Annotated in this window: 26 protein-coding genes; 6 read left to right on the top strand and 20 right to left on the bottom strand. The window is 69.8% G+C overall.

All coding sequences use genetic code 11. From position 1 onward, the window contains the following. Positions 1-3 precede the first annotated feature (3 nt). The 6 genes from ACFW16_RS11910 to ACFW16_RS11935 form a co-directional block, all read right to left on the bottom strand. Complete coding sequence (locus tag ACFW16_RS11910) at positions 4-495, bottom strand: GNAT family N-acetyltransferase (RefSeq protein WP_380305090.1); 492 nt, start codon at positions 493-495, stop codon at positions 4-6. Beyond that, on the bottom strand, positions 492-782 hold the full coding sequence (locus ACFW16_RS11915) for a DUF1778 domain-containing protein (protein ID WP_380305092.1): 291 nt from the start codon (positions 780-782) through the stop codon (positions 492-494). Before ACFW16_RS11915 ends, ACFW16_RS11910 begins: the two co-directional genes overlap by 4 nt. Positions 783-855: 73 nt before the next feature. After that, on the bottom strand, positions 856-2,364 hold the full coding sequence (locus tag ACFW16_RS11920) for a Ppx/GppA family phosphatase (RefSeq protein WP_380305094.1): 1,509 nt from the start codon (positions 2,362-2,364) through the stop codon (positions 856-858). A gap of 14 nt (positions 2,365-2,378) precedes the next feature. Beyond that, positions 2,379-4,571, bottom strand: a complete 2,193-nt coding sequence (locus ACFW16_RS11925; RefSeq protein ID WP_380305302.1) for an RNA degradosome polyphosphate kinase — start codon at positions 4,569-4,571, stop codon at positions 2,379-2,381. 111 nt (positions 4,572-4,682) lie between these two features. Continuing rightward, positions 4,683-5,600, bottom strand: a complete 918-nt coding sequence (ppk2, locus tag ACFW16_RS11930; RefSeq protein WP_380305096.1) for a polyphosphate kinase 2 — start codon at positions 5,598-5,600, stop codon at positions 4,683-4,685. 105 nt (positions 5,601-5,705) lie between these two features. After that, positions 5,706-7,244, bottom strand: coding sequence for a helicase HerA-like domain-containing protein (locus ACFW16_RS11935; RefSeq protein WP_380305098.1), 1,539 nt, complete (start codon positions 7,242-7,244; stop codon positions 5,706-5,708). A 110-nt stretch (positions 7,245-7,354) separates the two neighbouring features. Between ACFW16_RS11935 and ACFW16_RS11940 the strand changes: the two genes are divergently transcribed. Continuing rightward, on the top strand, positions 7,355-7,870 hold the full coding sequence (locus ACFW16_RS11940; RefSeq protein WP_380305100.1) for a SixA phosphatase family protein: 516 nt from the start codon (positions 7,355-7,357) through the stop codon (positions 7,868-7,870). Positions 7,871-8,127: 257 nt separating this feature from the next. Beyond that, positions 8,128-8,274 carry a hypothetical protein gene (locus ACFW16_RS11945; protein WP_380305102.1) on the top strand — a complete coding sequence of 49 codons (147 nt, stop codon included), beginning with the start codon at positions 8,128-8,130 and terminating at the stop codon, positions 8,272-8,274. Between the two features lie 9 nt (positions 8,275-8,283). On the opposite strand, the gene ACFW16_RS11950 is transcribed toward ACFW16_RS11945, so the two are convergent. The 5 genes from ACFW16_RS11950 to parA all read right to left on the bottom strand — a co-directional run bounded on the left by ACFW16_RS11950 (position 8,284) and on the right by parA (position 12,886). Then, positions 8,284-9,387 carry a cis-3-hydroxy-L-proline dehydratase gene (locus ACFW16_RS11950; protein ID WP_380305104.1) on the bottom strand — a complete coding sequence of 368 codons (1,104 nt, stop codon included), beginning with the start codon at positions 9,385-9,387 and terminating at the stop codon, positions 8,284-8,286. Positions 9,388-9,490: 103 nt separating this feature from the next. Then, a complete protein-coding gene (locus tag ACFW16_RS11955) occupies positions 9,491-10,696 on the bottom strand; it encodes an NAD-dependent formate dehydrogenase (RefSeq protein ID WP_380305106.1) in 1,206 nt (401 codons plus the stop codon). Positions 10,697-10,985: 289 nt separating this feature from the next. Continuing rightward, on the bottom strand, positions 10,986-11,435 hold the full coding sequence (locus ACFW16_RS11960; protein ID WP_380305108.1) for a nucleoside 2-deoxyribosyltransferase: 450 nt from the start codon (positions 11,433-11,435) through the stop codon (positions 10,986-10,988). Then, positions 11,435-12,208, bottom strand: coding sequence for a histidinol-phosphatase (hisN, locus tag ACFW16_RS11965; protein ID WP_380305110.1), 774 nt, complete (start codon positions 12,206-12,208; stop codon positions 11,435-11,437). Before hisN ends, ACFW16_RS11960 begins: the two co-directional genes overlap by 1 nt. 63 nt (positions 12,209-12,271) lie before the next feature. Further along, positions 12,272-12,886 (bottom strand): ParA family partition ATPase, encoded by a 615-nt coding sequence (parA, locus tag ACFW16_RS11970; RefSeq protein ID WP_380305112.1) that lies wholly within the window; start codon positions 12,884-12,886, stop codon positions 12,272-12,274. Positions 12,887-13,018: 132 nt separating this feature from the next. Between parA and ACFW16_RS11975 the strand changes: the two genes are divergently transcribed. Together ACFW16_RS11975 and ACFW16_RS11980 are read left to right on the top strand one after the other, a co-directional pair. Next, the gene (locus ACFW16_RS11975; RefSeq protein ID WP_380305114.1) at positions 13,019-13,990 is read left to right on the top strand and encodes an L-threonylcarbamoyladenylate synthase; all 972 of its coding nucleotides are present in this window, start codon (positions 13,019-13,021) and stop codon (positions 13,988-13,990) included. A gap of 102 nt (positions 13,991-14,092) precedes the next feature. Then, positions 14,093-14,797 (top strand): DUF899 family protein, encoded by a 705-nt coding sequence (locus ACFW16_RS11980; RefSeq protein ID WP_380305116.1) that lies wholly within the window; start codon positions 14,093-14,095, stop codon positions 14,795-14,797. Positions 14,798-14,836: 39 nt separating this feature from the next. On the opposite strand, the gene ACFW16_RS11985 is transcribed toward ACFW16_RS11980, so the two are convergent. Continuing rightward, a complete protein-coding gene (locus tag ACFW16_RS11985; RefSeq protein ID WP_380305118.1) occupies positions 14,837-15,118 on the bottom strand; it encodes a hypothetical protein in 282 nt (93 codons plus the stop codon). A gap of 277 nt (positions 15,119-15,395) precedes the next feature. Continuing rightward, positions 15,396-16,613, bottom strand: a complete 1,218-nt coding sequence (locus ACFW16_RS11990; RefSeq protein ID WP_380305120.1) for an OpgC family protein — start codon at positions 16,611-16,613, stop codon at positions 15,396-15,398. Between the two features lie 120 nt (positions 16,614-16,733). Between ACFW16_RS11990 and ACFW16_RS11995 the strand changes: the two genes are divergently transcribed. Together ACFW16_RS11995 and ACFW16_RS12000 are read left to right on the top strand one after the other, a co-directional pair. Continuing rightward, positions 16,734-17,651, top strand: coding sequence for a dienelactone hydrolase family protein (locus ACFW16_RS11995; RefSeq protein ID WP_380305304.1), 918 nt, complete (start codon positions 16,734-16,736; stop codon positions 17,649-17,651). Continuing rightward, a complete protein-coding gene (locus tag ACFW16_RS12000; RefSeq protein WP_380305122.1) occupies positions 17,648-19,402 on the top strand; it encodes an acyl-CoA dehydrogenase in 1,755 nt (584 codons plus the stop codon). Before ACFW16_RS11995 ends, ACFW16_RS12000 begins: the two co-directional genes overlap by 4 nt. A gap of 17 nt (positions 19,403-19,419) precedes the next feature. On the opposite strand, the gene ACFW16_RS12005 is transcribed toward ACFW16_RS12000, so the two are convergent. The 7 genes from ACFW16_RS12005 to ACFW16_RS12035 form a co-directional block, all read right to left on the bottom strand. Further along, complete coding sequence (locus ACFW16_RS12005) at positions 19,420-20,157, bottom strand: hypothetical protein (protein WP_380305124.1); 738 nt, start codon at positions 20,155-20,157, stop codon at positions 19,420-19,422. After that, complete coding sequence (locus ACFW16_RS12010) at positions 20,123-20,635, bottom strand: DUF488 family protein (protein ID WP_380305126.1); 513 nt, start codon at positions 20,633-20,635, stop codon at positions 20,123-20,125. The genes ACFW16_RS12005 and ACFW16_RS12010 overlap by 35 nt, the downstream gene beginning before the upstream one ends. A 103-nt stretch (positions 20,636-20,738) precedes the next feature. Continuing rightward, positions 20,739-21,440, bottom strand: coding sequence for a hypothetical protein (locus ACFW16_RS12015; RefSeq protein WP_380305128.1), 702 nt, complete (start codon positions 21,438-21,440; stop codon positions 20,739-20,741). 65 nt (positions 21,441-21,505) lie between these two features. Next, complete coding sequence (locus ACFW16_RS12020) at positions 21,506-22,450, bottom strand: ABC transporter permease (protein WP_380305130.1); 945 nt, start codon at positions 22,448-22,450, stop codon at positions 21,506-21,508. After that, complete coding sequence (locus ACFW16_RS12025) at positions 22,447-23,496, bottom strand: ABC transporter permease (RefSeq protein ID WP_380305132.1); 1,050 nt, start codon at positions 23,494-23,496, stop codon at positions 22,447-22,449. The genes ACFW16_RS12020 and ACFW16_RS12025 overlap by 4 nt, the downstream gene beginning before the upstream one ends. Beyond that, positions 23,486-25,051, bottom strand: a complete 1,566-nt coding sequence (locus ACFW16_RS12030; protein WP_380305134.1) for an ABC transporter ATP-binding protein — start codon at positions 25,049-25,051, stop codon at positions 23,486-23,488. The genes ACFW16_RS12025 and ACFW16_RS12030 overlap by 11 nt, the downstream gene beginning before the upstream one ends. After that, positions 25,048-26,040, bottom strand: a complete 993-nt coding sequence (locus ACFW16_RS12035) for a BMP family protein (RefSeq protein ID WP_380305136.1) — start codon at positions 26,038-26,040, stop codon at positions 25,048-25,050. Before ACFW16_RS12035 ends, ACFW16_RS12030 begins: the two co-directional genes overlap by 4 nt. Positions 26,041-26,047: the final 7 nt, after the last annotated feature.

Consider the following 26,047-nt stretch of genomic DNA (forward strand, 5'->3'; position numbering starts at 1 on the left):
CGGTTACAGGCTCGCCTTCAGGTCGGCCAGCGGGAGCATCAGCGTCATCGGATCGAGCGGCGACGGCTCGAAGCCGATCCGCTCGTAGAACGCCCTGGCCTCGGCCGACAACGCATGCACGATCATGCCGCGAATCCCGATGATGTCGGCCGCCTGGATGACACGCAGGCCAGCGTCCTTCACCAGCGCGCGGCCGAGGCCCCCGCCCTGACGGGACCGGTCCACCGCGAGCCGGCCGAGGACGACCACCGGGATCGGGTCCGGCATGTTGCGGCGGAAGCTGCCGGGCGCGGCGTCGATAGCGATCGCGCTCGATGCCAGGGCGTAGTAGGCCAGCACGCGACGACCGTCACAGGCGACGAAAGTGCGGGACGCGCCGGTCGTCTGGTTCTTGAGGGCCCGGCGCTTCAGCCAGTTGTCCAGGCTCTCGACGCCCGACCCGAACGCTTCGACATCATGATCCGGTGCCAGCGGCTCGGGCGCCGAGATCGTCATGCCTTGTCCCAGGGAGCCTTGGTCTGCATCGTCCGGCGCAGCCGCTCATTGGGCTGGGGCGGCATGTCCAGCCGGGCCAGGAACGCGGCATAGGCTTCGGGGCTGGCCAAAATGATGGTCTGGTCGAGCAGCGCCTCTTCAGCGGCTGCACGCGCGGCGTCCAGCACGAAGTCCGTGCGGTTCTTCCCCCGCGCCTTCGCCGCGCGGTCGATCAGGCTGCGTTCCTCGGGCTTGATGCGGATGTTCAGCGTTTCACGCTTGCTGGACGCGGCGCGCGGCGTGGGCATGGCTCGGCCTCCTACGGGTCCAGCCATCATAGCACGACCGTAGTGTCGACGTCATTACGCCACGGACTTCGCCCTACCCCGCCGCCCGGCGCGTTTCCTCGATCACGACGCGGCCGGGCTTGCCCAGGGCCTTGGCGACGGCGTCGAGCCGGCGGTCGACGGCGAGGCCGGTCAGCGCCTCCTCGTCGGCCGGCAGGGTCAGCACCACCGATTCGCCCGAGACCGTGAGGCTGGTGCGCTCGAGCAGCGAGGTGGCACCGCCGGTCAGGGTGTGGGCCAGGCGCAGGGCCTGGCCGAGCAGCAGCACCCGGCTGCGCATCCCCTCGGTCAGCAGCTCCAGCACCGGACCGGTCAGCGCGTCGCCGAGGCTGCCGCCGTAACGGACATAGACTGCGGCCGCCAGGAACACGCGCTCGGCATGGTCGAGCCCGGCGACCGGCATGCGCAGCACCCGGAGCCAGGCGTGCTCGGCGCGATAGTCGGGATGCTCGAACCAGCCGATGTCGGAGAGCAGGCTGGCCGCCTGGCGCAGCCGCGCGTCGTCCGCCGTCTCCTCCGGGAACACCGACCGGGTCCATTCCGCCACCACCTCGGCATGGCCGAAGCGGTCGAGCCGGTGCGCCAGCTCGGCGGCGGCGAAGATCAGCGGGTCGCGCGCCTGGTCCTCCGGCGGCAGCAGGTCGTAGAGATGGCCCTCGCGCAGGCCGAGGGCGGAGAACACCACCCGCGCCGGCTTCAGCGTCTTCAGCACGCCTTCCAGCACCAGCGCCGCCATCGGCAGCATCTCGACCCGGCGGCGGGAGATCGAGGCGCCGGACAGGGCCCCCTTGCTCTGCTTCGCCACCAGCCCGACGAAATCGGCCAACGCCCCGGTCGGCACCGTGTACTGGTGGATGATGTGCAGCGGGTGGTTCACCCGCTCCATGTAAAGCTTGGCGATGGCACGCCAGGCGCCGCCGACCGGGTAGAAGCTGCGGCCGGCATAGGCGGGCAGCCAGTCCTGCTGGCCCAGCGTGTCGAGCACGACGCTGCGCGCCTCCTTGCGCGCGCCGGTCTCGTCCATCAGCCGGAACGGGCCGAGCGGCAGGGTCACCTGCTCGTCGATCTCGCCGCGGTCGAGGCCGACCAGCTCGAGCGAGCCGCCGCCGAGATCGCCCATCACGCCGTCGACGTCGCGGATGCCGGAGAGGACGCCGAGCGCGGACAGCCGCGCCTCCTCCACCCCGCTGATCACAGTGACCGGCAGGCCGCAGCGGCGCTCGACCTCGGCGACGAAATCGGCGCCGTCCTCGGCCTCGCGCACCGCCGCGGTGGCCAGCACGTCGACCCGGTCGACGCCCATGCCTTCGAGCAGGCGGGTGAAGCGGGAGAGATTGTCGAGCGCCTGGACCACGCCCTCCGGCGACAGGCGGCCGGCCTGGCCGAGGCCGCGGCCGAGGCCGCACATCACCTTCTCGTTGAACACCGGAACGGGCGACCGGGTCACCCGGTCATAGACGACGAGGCGGATCGAGTTCGAGCCGATGTCGATGACGCCCACCCGCCCCGGCCGGGACGGCACGATCGGTCCGATACGGAACACCGAGCCTCTGATCCTTATTCCGCGGGCTTGACCAGGCGGCGCGGGGCCCGTTTCGCATCCTTCAGCGCGCTGCCCCGGCCGGACAGGCTGGGGTTGGTCATGAAGTACATGTGTGCGCTGAAGGCATCCTCCGGCGCGTCGAGCCGATGATAGCGGCCATCGGGGTCGAGCATCCAGGTGTTCGATTCATCCTTCAGATTCGCCAGCATGATCTGCTCCATCACCTGCTGGCGGACCGTCGCGTTCTCGAGCGGCACCAGGCTCTCGATCCGGCCGTCGAGATTGCGCGGCATCCAATCGGCCGAGGACAGGAACACCTTGGCCTGGCGGGACGGCAGCTTCTGGCCGTTGGCGACGCACAGGATGCGGGCGTGCTCGAGGAAGCGGCCGACGATCGAATGCACCCGGATGTTCTCCGACAGGCCGGGCACGCCGGGACGCAGGCAGCAGATGCCGCGGATCACCAGGTCGATCTCCACCCCGGCCTGCGAGGCCTGGTAGAGCTTGTCGATGATGCTGGCGTCGACCAGGGCGTTCAGCTTGACCCAGATCTGGGCGGGCTTGCCGGCCCTGGCGTTGTCGATCTCGGCCTCGATCAGCTCCATGATCCGGCTGCGCAGGAACAGGGGCGCGATCGACAGCTTGTCCAGCTTCGCCGGCTTGGCGTAGCCGGTCATGTAGTTGAACACCGCCGCGGCGTCGCGGCCGAGGGCCGGGTCGCAGGTGAAGAAGCTGAGATCGGTGTAGATCTTGGCGGTGATCGGGTGGTAGTTGCCGGTCCCGAAATGGGTGTAGGTGCGCAGGCCGCCCTGCTCGCGCCGCACCACCATCGAGACCTTGGCGTGGGTTTTCAGATGGATGATGCCGTAGACCACCTGGGCGCCCGCCCGTTCCAGGTCGCGGGCCCAGCGGATGTTGGCCTCCTCGTCGAAACGGGCCTTCAGCTCGACCATCGCGGTGACCGACTTGCCAGCCTCCGCCGCCTCGACCAGGGCCTGGACGATCGGCGAGTCCTTCGAGGTGCGGTACAGGGTCTGCTTGATCGCCACGACGTCGGGGTCGCGCGCCGCCTGGCGCAGGAACTGCACGACGATGTCGAAGCTCTCATAGGGGTGGTGGACGACGATGTCCTTGGCCCGGATCGAGGCGAAGCTGTCGCCGCCGAAATCCCGCACCCGCTCCGGGAACCGGGCGTTGTAGGGCGAGAACAAGAGCTCCGGCCGCTCGTCGACGATCAGCTTCCTGGTGTCGCTGAGGCCGAGCAGCCGGTCCATGGCGAAGACGTCGTCCTCCTTCACCTTCAGCTTCTCGCAGACGAAGCGGCGCAGCGAATCCGGCACGTCGGCGGAGACGGCAAGGCGGATGACGATGCCCTTGCGCCGGCGCTTCAGCGCGCTTTCGAAGGTCTTGACCAGGTCCTCGGCTTCCTCGTCGATCTCCATCTCGCTGTCGCGGATCACCCGGAACACGCCGCTGGCGACCGGCGTGTAGCCGGGGAAGAGGCGGTCGAGGAACAGCTTGACCACGTCCTCGATCAGCACGAAGCGGATCGGCGACCCCGGCAGGCGGGTGAAGCGGTCGAGCTGCGGCGGCAGCGGTACGATCGCGTCCATCTCGTCCTGCGTCTCTTCCCCGCTGTTGACCAGGGTCAACGCCAGGCACAGGCCGAGATTGGGGATGAAGGGGAAGGGATGCGCCGGATCGATGGCGAGCGGCGTCAGCACCGGGAACATCTCGTTGAGGAAGCGCTCCTCGAGCCAGGCCTTCTCCGGCCTGGTCAGCTCGTCCTGCCCGACCACGGCGATGCCGGCGGCGCGCAGCTCCTCGCTCAGCGCCCGCCAGCAATGCTGCTGGTCGCGCATCAGCTCCTGCACCCGGATGCTGATCTCGCCGAGCTGCTGCGCCGGGCTGAGCCCGTCCTGGCTCGGCGAGACGACGCCGAGCGCGACCTGCGCCTTCAGCCCGGCGACGCGGACCATGTAGAACTCGTCCAGGTTGGAGGCCGAGATCGACAGGAAGCGCAGCCGCTCCAGGAGCGGGTAGCGGGTGTTGTAGGCCTCCTCCAGGACGCGCTGGTTGAAGGCCAGCCAGGACAGCTCCCGGTTGATGAAGCGGTCGGGCGAATCCGCGGGGATCGCGGGCAGGGCGGGAGCGCGGACGGCCTCCGGCGCCTCGGCGGACACGGCCTCGGCGGTGCTCTGCAACATGCTCACGGGTCGCCTCCGAACCTTCATCGATCGCAACAAAACTGTAATATCAAGCCCTTACCAGGCCGATCTCAGCGCCACTATACACAAGCCCGGACCGGAAGCGCCACGTCAGTAGCGCTGGGGCACGTAGAGCTCGGCCGGCAAGGTGCGACGCTCGTAGTTCGGGTCGAACATCCGCTCCGGCAGCGTGATCTCCTCATGCGGCACATCCCCGTAAGGCACCATCGAGAGCAGGTGCGAGATGCAGTTCAGGCGCGCTCGCTTCTTGTCGTTGCCTTCCACGATATGCCAGGGCGCCTCGGGGATGCTGGTGCGCTCGAACATGGCCTCCTTGGCCTTGGTGTACTGCTCCCAGCGCACCCGGGACTGCAGGTCCATGGGCGAGAGTTTCCACTGCTTGATCGGGTCGTGGATGCGCATGAGGAAGCGCAGCTGCTGCTCCTCGTCGGTGATGGAGAACCAGTACTTCACAAGGATGATGCCGGAGCGCACCAGCATGCGCTCGAACTCCGGCACGTCGCGGAAGAAATCCTCCACCTGGCCTTCGTTGGCGAAGCCCATGACGCGCTCGACGCCGGCGCGGTTGTACCAGCTGCGGTCGAACAGCACGATCTCGCCCGCAGCCGGCAGGTGCGGCACGTAGCGCTGGAAGTACCACTGGGTCTTCTCGCGGTCGGAGGGGGCGGGCAGAGCCACCACCCGGCAGGTGCGCGGATTGACGCGCTGGGTGATGCGCTTGATGGCGCCGCCCTTGCCGGCGCTGTCGCGGCCCTCGAACAGGACCACCATCTTGAGGCCCTTGTGGTGCACCCAGTCCTGCAGCTTCACGAGCTCGCCCTGAAGGCGCAGCAGCTCGTTGAAATAGGTGTGCCGGTCGAGGGTGTTCTTCTGGCGCCTCTCGAGCAGAGCGCGCAGCTCCGGCGGGACGCGGGCGTCGTCGAGCGCCTGCTCGAGCTCCTCGTCCATGTCGTCCTCGAGTTCGATCTCGAGCCAGCTGCGGGTCTCGGTGTCTTTCAGTTCAGCCATGTGCCTGCCTCCTGCTGCCGCCCACCCGTGTACCCGGAAGCTACTGCAGTTTGGTGACAGTGGTCGCCGGCCGGGCTCCCCGCCCCTCCCTCCGGACGCTTCGCCTCAGCGCCTCCCGCCGAAGATCGAGCCGAGGATGCCGCGGACCACGGCGCGGCCGATGGTGCCGCCGAGCGTGCTGGCGCCCGAGCCGCCGACGCTGCGACCGAGGCTGCGGCCGAGCTGGGTGCCGACCGAGCTGCCGGCGTTGCGGATCACGTCGCGGAAGATGCTCTCGGCCATGCTGGGGCTTTCCTTGACCTGGCCCTTGGCCTCGGCCTTCGCCTGGGTCTTGGCCTCCGCGGCGGCCGCCACCTCCTGCTGCGCGTCGGCCGCCTTGGCGCTCAGCTTCTCATAGGCGGAGTCGCGGTCGACCGCGGTGGCGTATTTCGTGCCCATCCCCCCGGCCGCGATCGCCGCCTGGCGCTCGGCGTCGGTGATCGGGCCGAGGCGGGAGACCGGCGGGCAGACCAGCGCCCGCTCGACCACCTCGGGAATGCCCTTGGGGTCGAGAAAGGAGACCAGCGCCTCGCCCACCGCCAGCTCCTGCAGGGCGCGGGCGACGTCGAGCCCGGCCTCGGTGCGGAAGGTGTCGGCGCTGGCCTTCAGCGCCTTCTGGTCGCGCGGGGTGAACGCGCGCAGCGCGTGCTGCGCCCGGTTGCCGAGCTGGGCCAGCACCTTGTCCGGCACGTCGATCGGGTTCTGGGTGACGAAATAGACGCCGACGCCCTTGGAACGGATCAGCCGCACCACCTGCTCGACCTTCTCGACCAGCGCCTTGGGCGCATCGTCGAACAGCAGATGCGCCTCGTCGAAGAAGAACACCAGCTTCGGCTTGTCCGGGTCGCCGACCTCGGGCAGGCGCTCGAACAGCTCGGACAAGAGCCAGAGCAGGAAGGTGGCGTAGAGCCGCGGCGCCTGGATCAGCGTCTCCGCCGCCAGCACGTTGATCACGCCGCGCCCGTCCGAACCGGTGCGGATCAGATCGAGCAGGTCCAGCGCCGGCTCGCCGAAGAAGGCCTCCGCCCCCTGCTGCTCCAGCACCAGCAGCTGGCGCTGGATGCTGCCGACCGAGGCCTTGGAGACGTTGCCGTAGACGCCGGTGAACTTCGACGCGTTCTCGGCCATATGGGCCAGCAGCGCCTGCAGGTCCTTGAGGTCGAGCAGCAGCAGCCCTTCCTCGTCCGCCGCCTTGAAGGCGATGTTGAGCACGCCCTCCTGCGTGTCGTTGAGCTGCAGCAGGCGGGACAGCAGGAGCGGCCCCATCTCCGCCACCGTGGCGCGGACCGGCGTGCCCTGCTTGCCGTAGAGGTCCCAGAACACGGTCGGGAAGCCCTGGTATGTGAGCTCGCCGAGGCCGAGCGCCTTGGCGCGCTCCTCGATCTTGGGGTTGGCCGCGCCGGGCTGGCTGATGCCGGCGATATCGCCCTTCACATCGGCGACGAAGACCGGCACGCCGGCCTGGCTGAAGCCTTCGGCCAGAACCTTCAGCGACACCGTCTTGCCGGTGCCGGTGGCGCCGGCGATCAGCCCGTGGCGGTTGCCGAGGCCGAGCAGCAGCCGGTGCTCGCGCTGGCCCTTGGCGAAATAGAGTCCGTCGGTCATGTCCGTCTCCTCGGCCCGCAGCCCGGCATAACGGGCGCATCGCCGCATGGTGCCTCGCGCCTGGACGCGGCGCCAGATGTTGCGCGAGGGTAGGCCCGCGAGGAGGCGCGATGAAGACCCTGATCCTGCTGCGGCACGCGAAATCCGACTGGGCCGATCCGACCCTGGCCGACCACGACCGGCCGCTGGCGGCGCGCGGCCGCGACGCCGCGCCCCGGATGGGCGCCTGGCTGAAGGCGCACGGACCGATGCCGGACCTAGTGCTGTGCTCGACCGCCGCCCGTGCCCGGCAGACGCTGGCGCTGGCGCTCGAAGCGCTGGGCGCCGCCCCCGAGACCCGCTTCGACCGCGGCCTGTACCTGGCCGGCGGCGCCGGGGTGCTGGCCCGGCTGCGCCGGACGCCGGATGAGGCGGCGACGGTGCTTCTGGTCGGCCACAACCCGGATCTGGAACAGCTGGCGCGCCGGCTGGCGACCACGGGCGACGCGGCGGCACGGACCCGGCTGGCGGAGAAATATCCGACTGCCGGCCTGGCGGTAATCGAGCTGCCGGTCGAGCGCTGGGCCGAGACCGGCCCGGGCGGGCGGCTGGTGGCGTTCGAGACACCGAAGACGATGAAGAGCTGATCGCCTCAATTTCGCCCAAATCAGGGACAGGCGATCGAAAGACCCGAAATAACAATCGGACTTCTCAACCGTTCCAACCTTTCAAATTATTCATCATATCTGAACTCTCCGGCGATCTGACACCCACACGGAGACGCGCTATCCTTTGAATGAACTTATCGTAAGATGACAGATACTGACGACGGGACGAAATCTCAGAGGCGTGGAAACGACACCGCGTCCCCATCGGGCGCGGACGTCAGCAGAGGATGTTCGCCATGTCGCGTCTCTCCGCCCGCCTGCTCAAGACCGGTGCGGCCCTGATCGCAGCCTCCACCCTGGCCGGCTGCGTCGTCTATCCCGCCTATCCGCACCCGGTCTACTACCACCACTACTACTACCACCCGTACTATCACGGCTGGTGAGCCGGCCTCCTACTCGACCACGAAGACCGGATCGCCGATCACCGCCGGGTCCGGGGTCACGCCCAGGCCCGGCGCGGTGCCGGCGGCCATCCGGCCGTGCCTGCGGCGCGGCGCGTCGGGTGCGGTCGAGACGGTGACGTAGGAGTTGAAGTCGGTCGCCGAGAACAGGAGCTCCGGCGGGGTCGAATGGGCGAGATGGGCGATCGCCGCCGTGGCGACGTCGCCGCCCCAGGTGTCCTCGATGGTCATGGCGATGCCGAGGGCGGCGCAGAGGTCGCGGATCTGCCTCGCCCGGGTCAGGCCGCCAACCTTGGAGATCTTCAGGTTGATCACGTCCATGGCGCCGTCCGCCACGCCGCGCAGCACCGCCGGCAGCCCGTCGATCACCTCGTCCAGCACGAAGGGCCGGGCGGTGCGGCGGCGGATCGTCAGGCACTCCTCGTAGCTGCGGCAGGGCTGCTCGATGTACACGTCGACATCGCGCACGGCGTCGACCACCCGCGCCGCCTGGTGCATCAGCCAGCCGGTGTTGGCGTCCGCGATCAGCACGTCGCCCGGCCGCAGCTTCGCGGCCACGGCGTGGATGCGGGCGATGTCGGTGTCCGGGTCGCCGCCGACCTTGAGCTGGAACTTGGCGTAGCCCTGGGCGCGGTATTCCGCGACCCGCGCGGCCATGGCTTCCTGGCTCTCCTGGCTGATGGCGCGGTAGAGGGCGAAATCGTCGCCATAGCGGCCGCCCAGCAGGTCGCAGACCGGCAGGCCGGCGGCCTTGCCGAGGATGTCCCAGCAGGCGATGTCGATCGCCGACTTGACATAGGGATGGCCGCGCATCGACCGGTCGAGATGGCGGTCGAGCACGCCGAGCTGCCGCGGGTCGAGCCCGATCAGCCCCGGCGCCAGCTCGCGCAGCCCGGCGCGGGCGCCGGCGGCATAGGCCGGGAGGTAGGCAGGGCCGAGCGGGCAGACCTCGCCCCAGCCGGTCAGGCCGGCATCGGTGTCGATCCGCACCAGGGTGCTGTCGAACACGGCGACGGCGTTGCCGCCGGACCATCTGTAGCTGCCCTCGTGCAGCGGCAGGTCGACCTGATGGACGGCGATCCGGGTGATGCGCATGGGGCCCTCGGAGCAGTGGCGCGGAACCTTCGCGCGCCCTGCCCCGGGCTGTCAAACCGCCGGGGACCGGCCGGTGCGGACCGCGCCGGCCGGCCGCACGGGCTCAGGCAGGCTTCTTGAACCGGGCGGCCTCGCCCGAGCCGCCGGTGGCGTTGCCGGCGCTGTAGGAATGGGCGCCGGCGCCCGCTAGCTTGCCGCCATCCACGATCAGGTATTCCTCGCGGATCGGCCGGCCCTCGAACCAGCACTCCAGGATCTCGCGCACGCCGGCGGCGTAGCGGGCCTGGGCCGACAGCGACGTGCCGGAGATGTGCGGCGTCATGCCGTGATGCGGCATGGTCCGCCAGGGATGGTCGGCCGGAGCCGGCTGCGGGAACCAGACGTCGCCGGCATAGCCGGCCAGTTGGCCGCTCTCCAGCGCCGCGGCGACGGCATCGCGGTTGCAGATCTTGCCGCGCGCGGTGTTCACCAGATAGGCGCCGCGCTTCATCTTGGCGATCATCGCGGCGTCGAACAGGTTCTCGGTCTCCGGGTGCAGCGGCGCGTTGATGGTGACCACGTCGCAGACCTTGACCATGTCCTCCGCCGTCGGGTGCCAGTCCAGCTTCAGCTCCTGCTCCACCGCCTCCGGCAGGCGGTGCCGGTCGGTGAAGTGCAGATGCACGTCGAAGGGCTTCAGCCGACGCAGCACGGCGAGGCCGATCCGGCCGGCGCCCACCGTGCCGACATGCATGCCCTCGATGTCGTAGGACCGGGCCGCGCAGTCGGCGATGTTCCAGCCGCCTTTCACCACCCATTGGTAGGAGGGGATGTAGTTGCGCACCAGCCCGAGGATCATCATCACCACGTGCTCGGCCACGCTGATCGAGTTGCAGTAGGTGACCTCGGCCACGGTGAGGCAGCGGTCGATCGCCGCCTGCAGGTCGACATGGTCGGAGCCGATGCCGGCGGTCAGGGCCAGCTTCAGCTTGGGCGCCCTGGCGATGCGCTCCGCCGTCAAATAGGCCGGCCAGAAGGGCTGCGAGATCACCACGTCGGCGTCCGGCAGCTCCTGGTCCAGCCGGGAATCGGCGCCGTCCTTGTCGGAGGTGACGACCAGGGTGTGGCCGAGGGATTCGAGCCAGCGCCGCAGGCCGAGCTCGCCCGAGACGCTGCCCAGCAGCGTGCCGGGGACGAAATCGATCGCCTTCGGCGTCGGCAGGGTCTGGCCGCCGGGATAGCGCTCGAGCTTCGGCAGGTCGTCGCGGGCGTAGGAGGTCGGGGTGCCCGTCACCGGGTCGTCGTAGAGAACGCAAACGATCTTGGCCATTCCAGTCTCCTCCCTTGGAGAAGAGCCGGTCCGATCCGCCGCCGCGGCGGGATCGCCGGGCGGTCCGGCGGGATGGCGAAGGGCTGAGCCCGTCTGGTCTCGCGGAACTCTGGGGGCCGGGCCCGGATCGGACCGTGACACCGCGGCCACGATGCGACAGGCGAGGCGCCATGTTCAAATCGATACTTCCGATCGAATGATCGACGTTGTTTATCAATCGTGAGCATTCGACGGGCTCAGGACCGCAGTGAGGCGGGCCGCGGACGAAGCCGCCCGGCGGCCGTGCCGCTCAGCGGATGCCCGCGAGATAGCCCAGCAGCGCATCCGCGTCGTCGAACACGGCGTCGAGCGGCATCGCCAGCATCGGGTTCAGCTTGGCGCCGAGGAAGGCGGCGCGGGAATCGGTGTGCAGCCCGACCAGCCGGCGCCCGGGTTTGGCCAGCTGGCGGTGGGCATAGGCCATGCCGAGCTCCAGCGCCGCGCCCTCGTCCGGCACCCGGCCGTCGAGCACGAACAGCAGCACGTCGCAGGCGAAGACCTGGTCGCGGTCGATCTCGAAGATCGCCCGGCGCCGCTGCTCCGGCGGCATCGACGCCCAGGGCTCGCGGCTGCTCTCCACCCCGTCGCGCTGCGGCAGGAAGACGGTGAAGCCCAACGCCTCGATCCGCTCCGCCAGCACGGCGTTGAATACCTGCTCAGCGGCCGAAAACAGCGGCCCGGCGAAGTACAGGCGCGGCATCAGCCGCGGCCGATCACGTCCAGCGCCGCCCGATGCAGGTCCGGAGTGGCGGCGGCCAGGACCTCGCCCGAGGAGTCGAGCCCGAGCGGCCGGCCCTGCCAGTCGGTGATGACGCCGCCGGCCCCCTCGATCACCGGCACCAGGGCCATGTAGTCGTAGGGCTGCAGGCCGCGCTCCATCACCAGGTCGATGCAGCCCAGCGCGACCAGGGCATAGCCGTAGCAGTCGAGGCCGTAGCGCCGGTGCTTCACCGCCCCGGCCAGCCGCGCGAAGGCCTCGAGGGAGTCGCCCGAGAACACCTCCGGCGAGGTGGTGGTGAGGATGGCGTTGCCGAGGCCGCCGCAGTCGCGGGTTCGGCAGGGCTTGCCGTCGGCCAGCGACGGCTGGCCGGCATGGCCGACGAAGCGCTCGCCCAGCGCCGGCATCTCGATCACGCCGACCCGCGGCTGCCCCTTCTCGACCAGGGCGATCAGCGAGCCGAACAGGGGCACGCCGGCGATGAAGGCGCGGGTGCCGTCGATCGGGTCCAGCACCCAGACCAGGTCGCGGTCGAGGCCCTCGCGGCCATGCTCCTCGCCGAGGATGCCGTGATCGGGGTAGCGGCCGTTGATCATCTGCCGCATCAGCTGCTCGACCGAGCGGTCGGCCATGGTCACCGGTGAGTCGTCGGCCTTGTCCTCGACCGCGAGCCCGGTGCGGAACCAGCGCATCGCCGCCGGGCGGGCGGCATCGGCGAGGCTTTCGGCGAAGGCGACGAAGGGATCGGCGGTCATGGCGCGGACTCGGGGCTTCGGGCGGAGGCCGCAGCCTCGCCGGAAACGCAGGCGGGGGCAAGCCTACGCGCGAAGGGCGGCAGCCAGAGCCGCGATCTCCTCCGCCCCCTTGGTCGCCGGCGCGGCCTCGACCAAAGTGCGGCCGGACAGCATCGCCGCGGCGAAGCCGGTGCGGTTGCCGATCCGGGCCGGCAGCACCGGGATGCCGAGCCGGCCGATCTCGGCCTCCAGCGCATCGGCGACCCTGGAGCGCGGCGGCACCCGGTTCAGCACGATCCGGGCCGGTACCTTCTCCTCCGCCGCCAGGTCGAGCGTCGGTTGAGTGGCCCAGAGGTCCATCGGGCTGGGCTGGATCGGCACCAGCACCAGCTGCGCCGCCCGCACCGCGATGCGGGCGTCGGAGGCGGCATGCGGCGGGCTGTCGATCAGCACCAGGTCGTGCTTGGCCCGCGCCCGGTCGACCTCGGCCGGCACCCGCCAGCCGGTGATCCTGAGATGGGTGAAACCGGGGTCGTCGCCCCGCGCGTCGACCCAGCGGCTGAGGCTGCCCTGCGGATCGATGTCGACGGTCGCGACCGTGAGGCCGGAACGGACGAAGGCGGCGGCGAGATGCGCGACCAGCGTGGTCTTCCCCGCCCCGCCCTTCTGCTGCGCCACGGTGATCGTCCGACCGGCCATTCGCACCCTCCGTTTCGCGGAAGTGTCGCCCGGCTTTTGCTGCAGCGCAACATGAGATCTCCGGCCGGGAGATGGCGGCCTCCCCCTGAGCGCATTGGCACCCCGGCGGCGGATCGGGCTATTAGAGCGGGCATGGACACCGACCCGATCAAGACCGAGATCGTCGATGACGGCCCGGCGGGCATCGCCCGCGCCGCGGCGCTGCTGCGCGAGGGCCGCCTGGTCGCCTTCCCGACCGAGACGGTCTACGGGCTGGGCGGCGACGCCACCGATGACCGGGCCGTGGCCGCGATCTTCGAGGCCAAGCGACGCCCCAGCTTCAACCCGCTGATCTGCCATCTGGCCGATGCCGAGCAGGCCGAGGATCTGGTGCTGTTCGACGATCGCGCCCGGCGGGTGGCCGAGACGCTGTGGCCGGGACCATTGACGCTGGTGCTGCCGCGGCGCAACGGCTGCCCGGCATCACTCTTGGCCTCCGCCGGGCTGGACAGCCTGGCGATCCGAGTGCCGGCACATCCGGCCGCGCGACGCCTGCTGGCCGCGGTCGGCCGGCCGGTGGCGGCGCCCAGCGCCAATGTCTCCGGCGCTGTCAGCCCGACCACTCCACAACATGTTTTGGACGGGCTGTCCGGCCGGGTGTCGCTGGTGGTGGCCGGCGGGCGCTGCGCCGTCGGGCTGGAATCGACGGTGCTGGACCTGACCGGCGAGCGGCCGGTGCTGCTGCGCCCCGGCGGGGTGACGATCGAGGAGCTGACCGCCCTGCTGGGCCCCATCGCCCTGCCGGAGAAGGATCCAGAGCGGCCGGCCTCGCCCGGCCAACTGGCCAGCCACTACGCCCCGCGGGCGCAGGTGCGGCTGAACGCCAGCGCGATCGGGCCGGACGAGGTGCTGCTGACCTTCGGCCCCGACCTGCGCAGCGGGCCGAAGGTGATGAATCTGAGCGACAAGGGCAACCTGGCCGAGGCGGCGGCCAACCTGTTCGCCATGCTGCGGGCGCTGGACAAGACCGGCGCCGGCACGATCGCCGTGGCGCCGATCCCCGAATCCGGCCTGGGCGCCGCGATCAACGACCGGCTGCGCCGCGCCGCGGCCCCACGCCCCTAGGGAGCGAACGATGATCCATCCGGTTCAGGTCCGGGAGTCGTCCGCTGTCGAATCCCGCCCCACGCCGACGACAAGATACGTCAACCCGTGGAGGACCTCCCGATGGACGCGAAGACTCTGACTCCCGCGGCCGAGCTGGCCCGTGCCAACCCCGTCCGCATTCCCAACGAAAGCGCCGAGTACCGCGCCGCCCGCACCGCGCTGCTGGCCGAGGAAATCGAGCTGCGGCGCCATATCGAACGGGTCGCCGCCCAGCGCCGCGCCCTGCCGCCCGGCGGCGCGGTGACCGGCGACTATCGCTTCGAAGGCGCCGATGGTCCGATCGATCTCGCGGGCCTGTTCGGCGACAAGCAGACGCTGGTGGTCTACAGCTACATGTTCGGGCCGCAGCGCGAGCGCCCCTGCCCGATGTGCACCAACCTGCTGGGGGCCTGGGAAGGCAACGCCGCCGATATCGGCCAGCGCGTCTCGCTGGCCGTGGTCGCGCGCTCGCCCTTCGCGCGGCTGGCCGACTGGAAGCGCGAGCGCGGCTGGCGCGACCTGCGCCTCTACAGCGACCTGAACGGGGCCTATTCGCGCGACTACTTCGGCGTCGCGCCCGACGGATCGGACATCCCGGCGCTGAACGTGTTCATCCGGCGCGACGGCACGATCCGCCATTTCTGGGCCGGCGAGATGACCGGCGCCACCGCCGATCCGGGCCAGGATCCGCGCGGCGCCCCCGACCCGGCGCCGCTGTGGATGGTGCTGGACTGCACGCCGGAGGGCCGGGGCACCGACTGGTATCCGAAGCTGAGCTACGACTGAGAGGAGCGGCCGGGCGCGGTCGTCCCGGCCGCGTCCGCCTCACCAGTGGCCGCGACGCCCCCAGCCGCCGCGATAGTGGCGGTGGTGACGATAGCCGTCATCGTCATCGGCCAGCGCCGCGCCGAGGGCGATGCCGCCGACCGCCAGCAGGCCGGCCGCCAGAGCGGTGTTGGTGTCCTGCTGCTGCCGCTCCGCCTGGGCCTGGTAGGACAGCGGGCCGACGGAGTCGCAGGCATAGGGATCGCCATAGGAGCATTGCTGCGAGGCGTAGTTCAGCTGCATCTCGCTCGGGGTCGGCCCGCAGGCCGCCAGGGCGACCAAGATTCCAACGATACCAACCCGAGAGAGTCGAGACCCCAACGAACCGGCAACCATATTCATCTCCAGCCGACCAAGCCTTCCCCAGTCGGCACGCCGTTTTCCAATTAAGGCAATTCCATGGCAACTTCACGGCGAACCCTGGAATTACCCACAGGGCGGCGGGAAGACTTTCGATGTCCGGCGCCCCTTCCGCCTCAATACACGGGCGACACAGATCATTCCGTCGATCGACTGGGCGGAACCGAAAGGCCGATGCGGCCCGGTATCGCGGGTCCGGCTACAGCGCCCGCCGCGGAGCCAGGCGCAGCCGGACCATCGCCGGGGCCGGCATCGGCTGCGTGCGGGCAGACCGGGTCCGATGGGCCGGGACCGGCCGGGACGCGGCATCGCGGCCGCGCTTCCAGGGCTGGCCATTGAACCAGGCGGCGCCCCTGGCCCAGACCCAGAGCAGGGCGATGCCGCCGAGATTGACCACGAGATGCGGCAGCAGCCCGGCGCCCGTCTGGTCGAGGACGATGCCGCCGACGAAGGACAGGGCCATGCCGAGCAGGAACACCGACAGCGAGTGCCGGCCCATGATCGCCACCGGTTCCGCCCCCCGCGGGGTGATCAGGCCCGGCGCGGCGCGCAGCAGCGACACCACGACATAGGCCAGGGCGAAGAAATGCAGCAGGCGCAGCGGACCGACATCGGTCTTGCGCGCCAGCGGCTCCAGGATGTCGCGCATGCCGGCGAACAGGCCGCCGTCCAGCCGCACCAGCGACAGCGCCAGCGCGGCGCAGAAGACGAGATAGATCACCGCCACGGTGATGCGGCTGCGCGTCGCCTGCGGCACCTCGAACCAGCCGGCGCCGTAGCCGTAGCCGGCGACGAACAGGACCTGCCAGGCGAAGGGGTTGAAGAACCAGCCGCGGCCGGTGGTGGCATCCGCCACCAGGTTCCAGTCGCCCACGATGGCGCCGACATAGAGCACCGCCGAGGTCGCGACCACGAGGGCCGGCGAGAGGCGCGCCAGCAGCACCATGGCCGGGATCGCCGCCAGCAGCAGCATGTAGAGCGGCAGGATGTCGAAATAGTTCGGCACGTAGTGCAGCGACAGCAGGGCGACCAGAGACCCGCCCGGGTCCTGGAAGAACCGGTCGATGCCGAGGCGGGAGATGTAGTTCGGCTCGGCGAACATCCGGTTCGCCACGACGATGACGCCGCAGATGAGGATGAACAGGCCGATATGGGCGCGGTAGAGCTGCCAGACGCGCTGCGCCACCCGGCCGAGCCCGGCCAGGAACCCGGCCCGGCCGAAGCTGCGGCCGAACGCCATCGCCGAGGACAGGCCGGCCAGGAAGATGAAGATCTCCGCCGCGTCGCTCAACCCATACATCCGCGGCGTGAACATTCCTGCAATGTTCCCGGGCATATGGTTGACGAAAATGATGATCAGCGCGAGACCACGGAAGAAATCGATCCGAACGTCCCGCACCGGCGTCTGTGCGGTCATTTCATCTCTCCGACTGCATCGGCCCGACGAGGCAATGCATTTGGGGAACGCTTCATACAGGACGAGGTTCCCTCGAAAACCGAGTCGTGGAACACTGCCGCACGGAGGGGCGGATTGAGCATGTTTCGCCTGTGCATCGCGATCCTGCTGCTGGCCGTCGGGCCGGTCCTGCACCGGCCTGCCCGGGCCCAGGGCATGGCACCGGCCGAGACCGTGATGTTCAAGAGCCTGTCCGGCGAGGTGATCACCGGACGCCTGTTCCTGCCCAAGGCCGCGGGCCCCTTCCCGGCCGTGGTCGGGCTGCACGGCTCCGGCGGCTATGCCCCGGCGCATGACCGCTGGGCGACCCGGCTGACCGCCAGCGGCTATGCCATGTTCCTGGTCGACAGCTACACTCCGCGCGGCTATCGCGAGATCGCCTCGGTCGGCCTGTCGACGATCCCGGTCGAGCTGCGCGTCAAGGACGCGGTCGGTGCCCTGGAATACCTGCAGACCCGCAAGGAAATCAATCCCAAGCAGATCGCCGTGCTCGGCTGGTCCCAGGGCGGCACCACCGCCGTCGCCGCCGCGGCGACGATGCGCCAGTCCCTGATCGCCAAGACGGCGCCGCATTTCGCCGCGGCGATCGCACTCTACCCCCGCTGCAACCAGTACATGACCGACGCCCAGCCGGTCGGCGACACGCCGCTCCTGGTGCTGATGGGGGCGGCCGACAGCGTGACCCCGGCAGCGGCCTGCGACACGCTGTTCGACGCCTGGCTGTCCAAGGGCGCCGCGGTCAGCCTGATCGTCTATCCCGGCATGCAGCACAACTTCGACTTCACGGCCCCGACCACGGCGATGCTGGACCGGGCCCAGCCGATCGCCGACCCGCCGGCGCTGAGCCCGAGCTGGACCCCGGTCGACGATGCCGAGCTCCGCGCCCTGAGCTTCCTCGACAAGCGGCTGGGGCTTGATTTGGGCGCCGGTTCGGTGAAATCTCCCCTTTACGTAAACGGAAACTCGAACCAGACCGGAAGCCAGGGAGTCGTCCGATGACCGCCTATGCCGCGCCGATCTCCGACATGCGCTTCGTGCTGCGGCATCTGGTCGGCCTCGACAGTATCGCCGCCTTGCCCGGTAAAGGCGAGACGACGCCGGAGCTGGTCGAGGCGGTGCTGGAGGAGGCCGGCAGGCTGGCGGCCGAGGTCATCGCTCCCCTCAACGCGATCGGCGACCGCGAGGGCGCCCGGCTGGAGAACGGCGTGGTGCGCACCGCCCCCGGCTTCCGCGAGGCCTATGCCCGGTACCGCGACGGCGGCTGGAACGCCCTGCCCTTCGAGGCGGAATGGGGCGGCCAGGACCTGCCCTGGGCGGTGGCGATGGCGGTGTCGGAGATGTGGCAGTCGGCCAGCCTGGCCTTCGGCCTGTGCCCGGTCCTGAACCAGGGCGCGGTCGAGGCGCTGCAGGCGCACGGCTCGGACGAGCAGAAGCGGACCTACCTGCCGAAACTGGTCTCCGGCGTCTGGACCGGCACCATGAACCTGACCGAGCCGCAGGCGGGATCAGATGTCGGCGCGGTGCGGACCAAGGCGGAGCGGCAGGCCGACGGCAGCTACCGGATCACCGGCCAGAAGATCTTCATCACCTATGGCGACCACGACATGGCCGATAACATCGTCCATCTCGTGCTGGCCCGCACGGCGGACGCGCCGGCCGGGATCAAGGGCATCAGCCTGTTCCTGGTGCCGAAGCTGCTGCCGGACGCCGACGGCAATCCGGGCGAGCGCAACGACCTGCGCTGCGTCAGCCTGGAGCACAAGCTGGGCATCCATGCCAGCCCGACCTGCGTCATGGCCTATGGCGACGCCGGCGGCGCCACCGGCTTCCTGATCGGCCAGGAGAACCGCGGCATCGAGTACATGTTCACGATGATGAACAACGCCCGGCTGACCGTGGGCCTGCAGGGCGTGGCGATCGCCGAGCGCGCCACCCAGGCGGCCGAGGCCTATGCCGCCACCCGGGTCCAGGGCAAGCCGATCGGGGTGGAGAACGGCGCGCCGATCGCGGCCCATCCCGATGTCCGCCGCATGCTGCTGTCGATGCGCTGCCTGACCGAGGCGGCGCGGGCCCTGACCTACAGCGCCGGCGCCGCGCTGGACTTGGCGCGCGGCCATCCCGACCCGATCGAACGCGCCCGCGCCCAGGCCCGGGTCGACCTGCTGACGCCGGTGGTGAAGGGCTGGAGCACGGATGTCGGCTGCGAGGTCGCCTCGACCGGCATCCAGGTGCATGGCGGCATGGGCTATATCGAGGAGACCGGCGCCGCCCAGTTCCTGCGCGACGCCCGGATCACCCCGATCTACGAAGGCACCAACGGCATCCAGGCCAACGACCTGGTCTTCCGCAAGGTGGCGCGGGACGGCGGCGTCGCCGCCCGGCAGCTGTTCGAGGAGATGGCGCGGACCCAGGCGGAGCTGGCCCCGGGCGCGGCGCCGATCCGCGACCGGCTGGTGGAGAGCCTGGCGGCGCTGATGGCGGCGACCGACTGGGTGGTCGAGACCGCGCCATCGAACCCGGCCGCCGTCGCCGCCAGCGCGGTGCATTACCTCCGGATGTTCGGCCTGGTGGCCGGCGGCTGGCTGATGGCCCGGGCGGCGCTGGCCGAGGACGACGATCCGGAGTTCCGCGCGACCAAGCTGGCCCATGCCCGCTTCTTCGCCGAGCAGTTCCTGCCCCAGGCCGCCTCTCTGCTGCTGCCGATCACCGAAGGCTGGCGGAGCGTGGTGGAGGCGAAGGGGGTCGTGTGAGCCGAGCGATGCCGTAGCTACAGGGCAAATTCCCCCTGTGTCGCTACGTCCAGCCGGATCACGCCGAGAAGCTGCCAAGTCTGAGGGCGTTTGGCTTGATTGCCGATCGCAAAGGCCATGCCTGCGCGAGGATACTCGTCATTGAATATGTCGGCCATCCAGCGCAAGGCATCGGCTTCACTGGTTCTCTGGCGCTGACGCCAGAACATGGCGTGAGCTTCCCAATCACCGTTTTGATAGTCGTGCTTGCCGCTGTCGTCCTCGAACTGAAATCGGAATTCGAATGGGGATGGCTCAAGCTCGGCAAGTTCCTTATCGAACAATAGGGCCTGCCGTGCGGCATGGCGGTAGGCCTCCCGCTCTTCTTCGATTTCCACGGCAGTCTTTCGCTTGTAGATGAAGCGAGTATTCCTTGGCCGGACAAGAGCCAACGACTGGCCCCGTTCGGCCGCCTCTTTGCCAGAGCCGACGATCATCGGGGTCAGGAGTGCGACGCGCTCTCGCTCAGGAAGGCTGCCATCAACGACGATACTATCTTCATGAATATGGCAGCTCTCCGCGCGCGTGTCCGACGTCGGTCGACGAAAGCCGAACGCCACCCAATCCCAACGTTTGAAGCTGCTCTCACCCTTAAGATGCCGGAAGCGGACAGGGAAAAGACGCTTCCATTGCCTGTTGGCGGTCACCCCCGCGCAGCAGACGGTCTCGCCATAAGTCTTGCTAGGCTGCGGCAGCGCCTTGACGAGAATAACCACCCGGCTGCTTCGTACCGTACCGTTCATAGCGGCTTGGCAAATCACCGAAGAGATCAAATACAGACATCCCGTGGGCTTTCAGCCGATCGGCGATGATTGTCCGATGGCAGCCCTTCGGGTCGCGCTCAAAACACAAGAGACAGGTTGCACCCTGCGAGGCGACATCCGCAAGAGATTGGAATGCCTCCTGCGGCCCCGCGCCGTCCAAATGAGTCGTGTAGATGCGCTGGAATTCAGCATGCCGACCAGCACGAGCGGCCTCTCGCCCCGGCTTAGGGTCTCCGAGATCAACGAAATGCCGGTAGGCGATGCCTTCGGCTTCCAGGCGAGTTCGCAAAGCCGTCTTTGAGAAGCCCGGCTTCCGCGATATCGCCACCGCACGGACATCCGCCAGCACCTCAACCCCCATGATCTTCAGGGTCTCGATGAAACGGGAGATGTCCGTTCCCTCATAGCCGATCGTATAGACGGTCGTCACTGTACTGCCTCATCTGCCCGGAGCCGCCCCGCACGCGGCGAAGCTCCCGCATAGTCTCCGGAACGAGGCAACGACGCAACGCGACAGATCTACAGGTCGTGCCTCAGGCGTGGATCCCCAGCCGCTGGACCTCGGCGGCGGCGTCGCGCCATTCCTGGGCGTAGTCGACGTCCTGGTAGTTCTCGAACCACGGGCCGCCGCGGGTGTAGTGCACCGCCTGCGGGTACCCCTTCGCCGGCTTCGGGTACCAGCCCTCGAGCCAGTTCCAGCCGGTGTCGAGCGAGCCGATCTGGTCGTCCGCCAGCCACTGGAAGCGGTGCAGGAAGGCGCCGGTCTCGCGGTTCACCACCTCCGGCGTCAGCGTCGCATTGGCCGGGTGGCCGCAGTTGAACAGCATCAGGCTGGACCAGTTCTTGCGCGGATAGGCCGCCTGCGGCTTGCCGTCCATCTTTACCGCCTCCTTCGGCTGATAGTCGTGCTGCACGACCATCACCGCGTAGCGGTCCCGGGCCTGGGCGAAGAGGTCGGCGATGTCGGCGAACCACAGGAAGTCGCAGTCGCAGAACACCGCCCAGCCCTGGTACCCGGCCAGCGCCGGGACCAGGAAGCGGCTGAAGGTGAACTCGGTCGAGCCCAGCGTGTCGACCGGGCGGGTGTAGATGCCCTGCGCCCGCAGCTCCGGCAGCTTCAGGGCCGAGACCTCGACCGGCTTCGACGCGTGCTGCAGCACCGAATGACGGCAGACCTGCCACGCGATGTCCTCGCGCGAATCGTAACCGACATAGAGGCGCAGCTTTTCGCTCATTCCCGAACTCCCCGCTTTGCGACCGGCTCGCAACTGCCCCTCCTAGCACGGGCAGCCGCCGTAGTCTAACGCTCCCCCTTGCGATAGGGCACCATCAGCGCCTTCGGCACCGCCGCCCGGCGCGACATGGCGATCAGGGCGAGGATGCTGAGCAGATAAGGCAGCATCAGGAAGATCTGATAGGGCACCACGCCGCCGGCCAGCTGCTGCAGCCGGACCTGGAAGGCGTCGAAGGCGCCGAACAGGAGGGCGCCGAGCAGCGCCTTGCCCGGCCGCCAGGAGGCGAACACCACCAGCGCGATGCAGACCCAGCCACGGCCGGCCACCATCTCGAAGAAGAAGGCGTTGAAGGCCGACATGGTCAGGAAGGCGCCGCCGACCGCCATCAGCGCCGATCCGGCCATGACCGCGCCGAGGCGAACCGCGACGACGTCGAGCCCTTGAGCCTCGGCCGCCGCCGGGTTCTCGCCGACCGCACGCAGGGCGAGGCCGAGTGGGGTGCGGTATAGGACCCAGGCGGTGACGGCGACGGCGGCCAGCGCCAGATAGGTCAGCGGCGACTGCTGGAACAGCACCGGGCCGATCCAGGGCAGGTCGGACAGGCCGGGCAGCGCCACCGGCTGGAACGGCTCGATCCGCGGCGGAGTCGAGGCGTTCGGCAGCACCATGCGGTAGGTGAAGTAGGACAGGCTGGTGGCGAGCAGCGTGACGCCGATGCCGGTGACGTGCTGCGACAGGCCGAGCGGCACGGTGAAGAGGGCGTGCAGCAGGCCGAAGGCGGCACCGACCCCGGCGGCGAAGAGCACGCCGGTCCACAGGTCGCCGCCCTGGTAGACCCACATCCAGCCGGCCATGGCGCCGGCGGTGAAGATGCCCTCGATGCCGAGGTTCAGCACCCCGGCGCGCTCGCAGATCAGCTCGCCCAGCGTGCCGAAGACCAGCGGCGCGGCGATCCGCAGCGCCGCCGCCCAGAAGCTGGCGGCCAGGAGGATGTCGAGCACCTCACTCATCGCCACCTCATCCGGTAGCGCAGGACGATGCCGGAGAGCAGCACCGTCAGCAGCGAGGTGGCGACCACCAGATTGGCGATGTAGCTGGAGACGCCGATCGCCCGGCTCATGCTGTCGGCGCCGACGAAGACCGCGGCCACGAACAGCGCCGCCAGCAGCACGCCGAGCGCATGCAGCTGCGCCAGCATGGCGACGACGATGCCGGCATAGCCGTAGCCGGGCGACAGGTCCTGGGTCAGGTAGCCCTTCAGCCCCGCCACCTCGCCCACCCCGGCCAGGCCGGCCAGGGCGCCGGAGATCAGGCCGACGCGCAGCATCACCCGTCCGACCGGCATGCCGGCGAAGCGGGCGGCGGACGGGTTGGCGCCGGTGGCCCGCATCTCGAACCCCCAGGTGGTGCGCGCCAGCATCAGCCAGACCAGCAGCGCGGCGACGACGGCGATCACCAGCCCGGCATGGATGCGGGTGCGCGGGATCAGCTTGGGCAGCGCCGCGGCGTCGAGGATCGGCGCCGATTGCGGCCAGCCCATGCCCATCGGGTCCTTCATCGGCCCTTCCAGCATCATCGACACGAACAGCAGCACGACGAAGTTGAGCAAGAGGGTCGTCACCACCTCGTCGACGCCGAGGCGGGTCTTGAGCAGCGTCGGCCCCGCCATCCACAGCCCCCCGGCCAGCGCGCCGGCCACGAGGATCAGCGGCAGCAGCGCCCAGCCGGGGAGATCGAGCGCGCCGGAGCCCAGCGCCGTCGCCGCCAGGGCGCCGAGATAGAGCTGCCCCTCCGCCCCGATGTTCCACAGCTTCGCCCGGAAGGCGACGGTGGCGGCGAGGCCGGTCAGCACCAGCGGCGTGGCGCGGGACAGGGTCTCGGCGATGGCGAAGCGGGAGCCGAAGGCGCCCTGGATCATCACGCCATAGGCTTCGAGCACGGGCGCGCCGGCCCAGAGCAGCGGGATGGCGCAGAGCAGCAGCGCCAGAACGGCGGCGCCGACGGAGGCGCCGAGCACCAGCAGCGGCGAGGCGCGCTCGCGCGGCTCAAGACGCATGGGCGAGCCCCGGCTCCTGCCCCGCCATCATCAGGCCGAGCGCGCGGATGGTCAGCTGCTCCGCCGGCCAGGGCCGGGTGAGACGGCCGCGATAGATCACGGCGATGCGATCGGACAGGGCGAACAATTCGTCGAGATCCTCCGAGATCAGCAGCACCCCGGCGCCGCGGTCGCGCGCGGCCAGCAGCCTGCCGTGGATCTCCGCCACCGCGCCGACATCGAGGCCGCGGGTCGGCTGGCACGCCAGGACCAGGCCGGGCGACCGCTCCAGCACCCGGCCCAGGATCAGCTTCTGCATGTTGCCGCCGGACAGCAGCCGGGTGTGCGCCTCCGGCCCCGGACAGCGCACGTCATAGGCGCCGATCAGCCGCCGCGCCCGGTCGCGCAGGGCGGCGCGGCGCAGCAGGCCGCGGCGTTGCGCCTCCGGCCCGCGGTAATCCTCCAGCGCCGCGTTCTCCCACACCGTCATGTCGCCGACCACGCCGTCGCGGTGGCGATCCTCCGGGATGCGGCCGACCCCGGCCGCGACCATGGCGGCGGGGGAGCCGAGCGGCGCCGTGCGGTCGAACAGGACGACACGTCCGGCCTCCGGCGCGGCCAGGCCCGAGACCAGCTCGGCCAGCGCCGCCTGGCCGTTGCCGGAGACGCCGGCGATGCCGATCACCTCGCCGCCGCGCAGCGCGAGCGACACGCCGTCGAGCCGCTTCCGGCCGTCGGCGCCGCTGAGAGTGACGCCGTCCAGCGCCAGCACCGCAGCGCCGGGCACAGCTGGACGTCTTTGCACTTCAGGGATGGTCCGGCCGACCATCGCCTCGGCCAGGGCGGCCCGGTCGACCCCGGCCGTCGCCATCTCCGCCACCACCCGGCCGGCGCGCAGGACCACGACGCGGCGGCTGATCGCCAGCACCTCGGCCAGCTTGTGCGAGATGAAGACGATCGCCAGCCCCTGCCCCGCCAGCCGGCGCAGCACCGCGAACAGCCCGTCGGCCTCCTGCGGGGTCAGCACCGCCGTCGGCTCGTCCAGGATCAGGATCCGGGCGTCGCGGTACAGCGCCTTCAGGATCTCGACCCGCTGCCGCTCGCCGACCGAGAGGCCGGAGACCATGGCGTCGAGCGGCACAGCGAGGCCCGAGGCCTCGATCAGCGCGGCCAGCTTCGCCCGCGCCGCGCGCCGCCGCAGCGCCGGGCGCCACAGCGGCTGCGAGCCGAGCACGATGTTGTCGAAGACGCTGAGATTGTCGGCCAGGGCGAAGTGCTGGTGCACCATGCCGATGCCGGCCGCCAGTGCCGCCTGCGGCGAGCCCGGGCGCAGCGGCACCAGGCCGCCATCCGGCGCCGCCACCTCGACCGTGCCGGCATCGGCGACGTAATGGCCGAACAGGATGTTCATCAGCGTGGTCTTGCCGGCACCGTTCTCGCCCAGCAGTGCCAGCACCTCGCCGCGGGCGAGGTCGAGGTCGATGCCGTCATTGGCGAGCAGGGTGCCGAAGCGCTTGGTGATGCCGCGCAGGCGCAAGGCCGGCGCGGCACCCGATCGGTCGGACGGCGGCGTCACAGCGTCGGCTTCGGCTCGCTGTCGTCGACCTTGACCGTGAAGCCGCCGCTCTCGATCTCCTTCTGCCGGGCGGCCACCTTGTCGATGATCGCCTGATCGACCAGCTTCGGGTCGAGCGGGGCCAGCGTGGCGCCGCCCGCCTTCATGGCGCTGTAGGGGCCGTAATCCTCGGCCTTGAAGCTGCTGCCCGCCACCGCCCTGAGGGCCCGGTCGATGGTCGGCTCCATGTGCCAGAGCGCGCTGGCCACCACCGTGCCGGGATATTCCGACTGGGTGTCGATGACGTTGCCGATGGCCAGCACCTTGCGCTCCTTGGCCGCGTCGGAGACGCCGTAGCGCTCGGCATACAGCACGTCGGCGCCGGCATCGACCATCGCGAAGGCGGCTTCCTTGGCCTTGGGCGGGTCGTACCAGGAACCGATGAAAGTGATCGAGAACCTGACCTGCGGGTTGACCTCCAGCGCCCCGGCCATGAAGGCATGCATCAGCCGGTTGACCTCCGGGATCGGGTAGCCGCCGACCATGCCGATGGTGTTCGACTTCGTCTTCAGCCCAGCGACCATGCCGGTGAGGTAGGAGGCGTCCTGGATGTAGTTGTCGAAGACCGAGAAGTTCGGCTCGGCCGGCGGCAGGCTGGAGCCCATCAGGAAGGCAGTGTCGGGATAGTCCTTGGCCACCGCCCGGGCACCGCGCTCGACCCCGAAGGCCTCGCCGATGATCAGCGTCTTGCCGGCCTCGGCGTATTCGCGCATGACGCGCTCATAGTCGGTGTTCGACGTGTTCTCGGAATAGACGTAGTCGATCTCGCCGCGTGCCTCGGCCGCCTTCAGCGCCTTGTGGATGCGGCTGACCCATTGCTGCTCGACCGGCACGGTGTAGACCGCCGCCACCGCCAGCTTGTCCGCGGCATGGGCCTGCGGCAGCGCCGCAGCCCCGAGCATCGCCACCGCCGCGCCGAGCATCGCCCGGCGGCTCCATCGTCCCAGCATCATGTGC

It is taken from the genome of Inquilinus sp. NPDC058860 (genome assembly GCF_042743185.1).
Classification (GTDB): Bacteria; Pseudomonadota; Alphaproteobacteria; order DSM-16000; family Inquilinaceae; genus Inquilinus.

What these genes read in the sequence shown, in the direction of transcription:
- ACFW16_RS11950 (WP_380305104.1), bottom strand. Translation starts at nt 9,387, where the DNA reads ATGCGCATCACCCGGATCGCCGTCCATCAGGTCGACCTGCCGCTGCAC.
- ACFW16_RS11995 (WP_380305304.1), top strand. Translation starts at nt 16,734, where the DNA reads ATGTTTCGCCTGTGCATCGCGATCCTGCTGCTGGCCGTCGGGCCGGTC.
- ppk2 (WP_380305096.1), bottom strand. Translation starts at nt 5,600, where the DNA reads ATGGCTGAACTGAAAGACACCGAGACCCGCAGCTGGCTCGAGATCGAA.
- ACFW16_RS12015 (WP_380305128.1), bottom strand. Translation starts at nt 21,440, where the DNA reads ATGAGCGAAAAGCTGCGCCTCTATGTCGGTTACGATTCGCGCGAGGAC.
- ACFW16_RS12035 (WP_380305136.1), bottom strand. Translation starts at nt 26,040, where the DNA reads ATGCTGGGACGATGGAGCCGCCGGGCGATGCTCGGCGCGGCGGTGGCG.
- ACFW16_RS11980 (WP_380305116.1), top strand. Translation starts at nt 14,093, where the DNA reads ATGGACGCGAAGACTCTGACTCCCGCGGCCGAGCTGGCCCGTGCCAAC.
- ACFW16_RS11915 (WP_380305092.1), bottom strand. Translation starts at nt 782, where the DNA reads ATGCCCACGCCGCGCGCCGCGTCCAGCAAGCGTGAAACGCTGAACATC.
- ACFW16_RS11945 (WP_380305102.1), top strand. Translation starts at nt 8,128, where the DNA reads ATGTCGCGTCTCTCCGCCCGCCTGCTCAAGACCGGTGCGGCCCTGATC.
- ACFW16_RS12000 (WP_380305122.1), top strand. Translation starts at nt 17,648, where the DNA reads ATGACCGCCTATGCCGCGCCGATCTCCGACATGCGCTTCGTGCTGCGG.
- hisN (WP_380305110.1), bottom strand. Translation starts at nt 12,208, where the DNA reads ATGACCGCCGATCCCTTCGTCGCCTTCGCCGAAAGCCTCGCCGATGCC.
- ACFW16_RS11955 (WP_380305106.1), bottom strand. Translation starts at nt 10,696, where the DNA reads ATGGCCAAGATCGTTTGCGTTCTCTACGACGACCCGGTGACGGGCACC.
- ACFW16_RS12025 (WP_380305132.1), bottom strand. Translation starts at nt 23,496, where the DNA reads ATGCGTCTTGAGCCGCGCGAGCGCGCCTCGCCGCTGCTGGTGCTCGGC.
- ACFW16_RS11940 (WP_380305100.1), top strand. Translation starts at nt 7,355, where the DNA reads ATGAAGACCCTGATCCTGCTGCGGCACGCGAAATCCGACTGGGCCGAT.
- ACFW16_RS11960 (WP_380305108.1), bottom strand. Translation starts at nt 11,435, where the DNA reads ATGCCGCGCCTGTACTTCGCCGGGCCGCTGTTTTCGGCCGCTGAGCAG.
- ACFW16_RS11990 (WP_380305120.1), bottom strand. Translation starts at nt 16,613, where the DNA reads ATGACCGCACAGACGCCGGTGCGGGACGTTCGGATCGATTTCTTCCGT.
- parA (WP_380305112.1), bottom strand. Translation starts at nt 12,886, where the DNA reads ATGGCCGGTCGGACGATCACCGTGGCGCAGCAGAAGGGCGGGGCGGGG.
- ACFW16_RS11910 (WP_380305090.1), bottom strand. Translation starts at nt 495, where the DNA reads ATGACGATCTCGGCGCCCGAGCCGCTGGCACCGGATCATGATGTCGAA.
- ACFW16_RS12020 (WP_380305130.1), bottom strand. Translation starts at nt 22,450, where the DNA reads ATGAGTGAGGTGCTCGACATCCTCCTGGCCGCCAGCTTCTGGGCGGCG.
- ACFW16_RS11925 (WP_380305302.1), bottom strand. Translation starts at nt 4,571, where the DNA reads ATGTTGCAGAGCACCGCCGAGGCCGTGTCCGCCGAGGCGCCGGAGGCC.
- ACFW16_RS11935 (WP_380305098.1), bottom strand. Translation starts at nt 7,244, where the DNA reads ATGACCGACGGACTCTATTTCGCCAAGGGCCAGCGCGAGCACCGGCTG.
- ACFW16_RS11975 (WP_380305114.1), top strand. Translation starts at nt 13,019, where the DNA reads ATGGACACCGACCCGATCAAGACCGAGATCGTCGATGACGGCCCGGCG.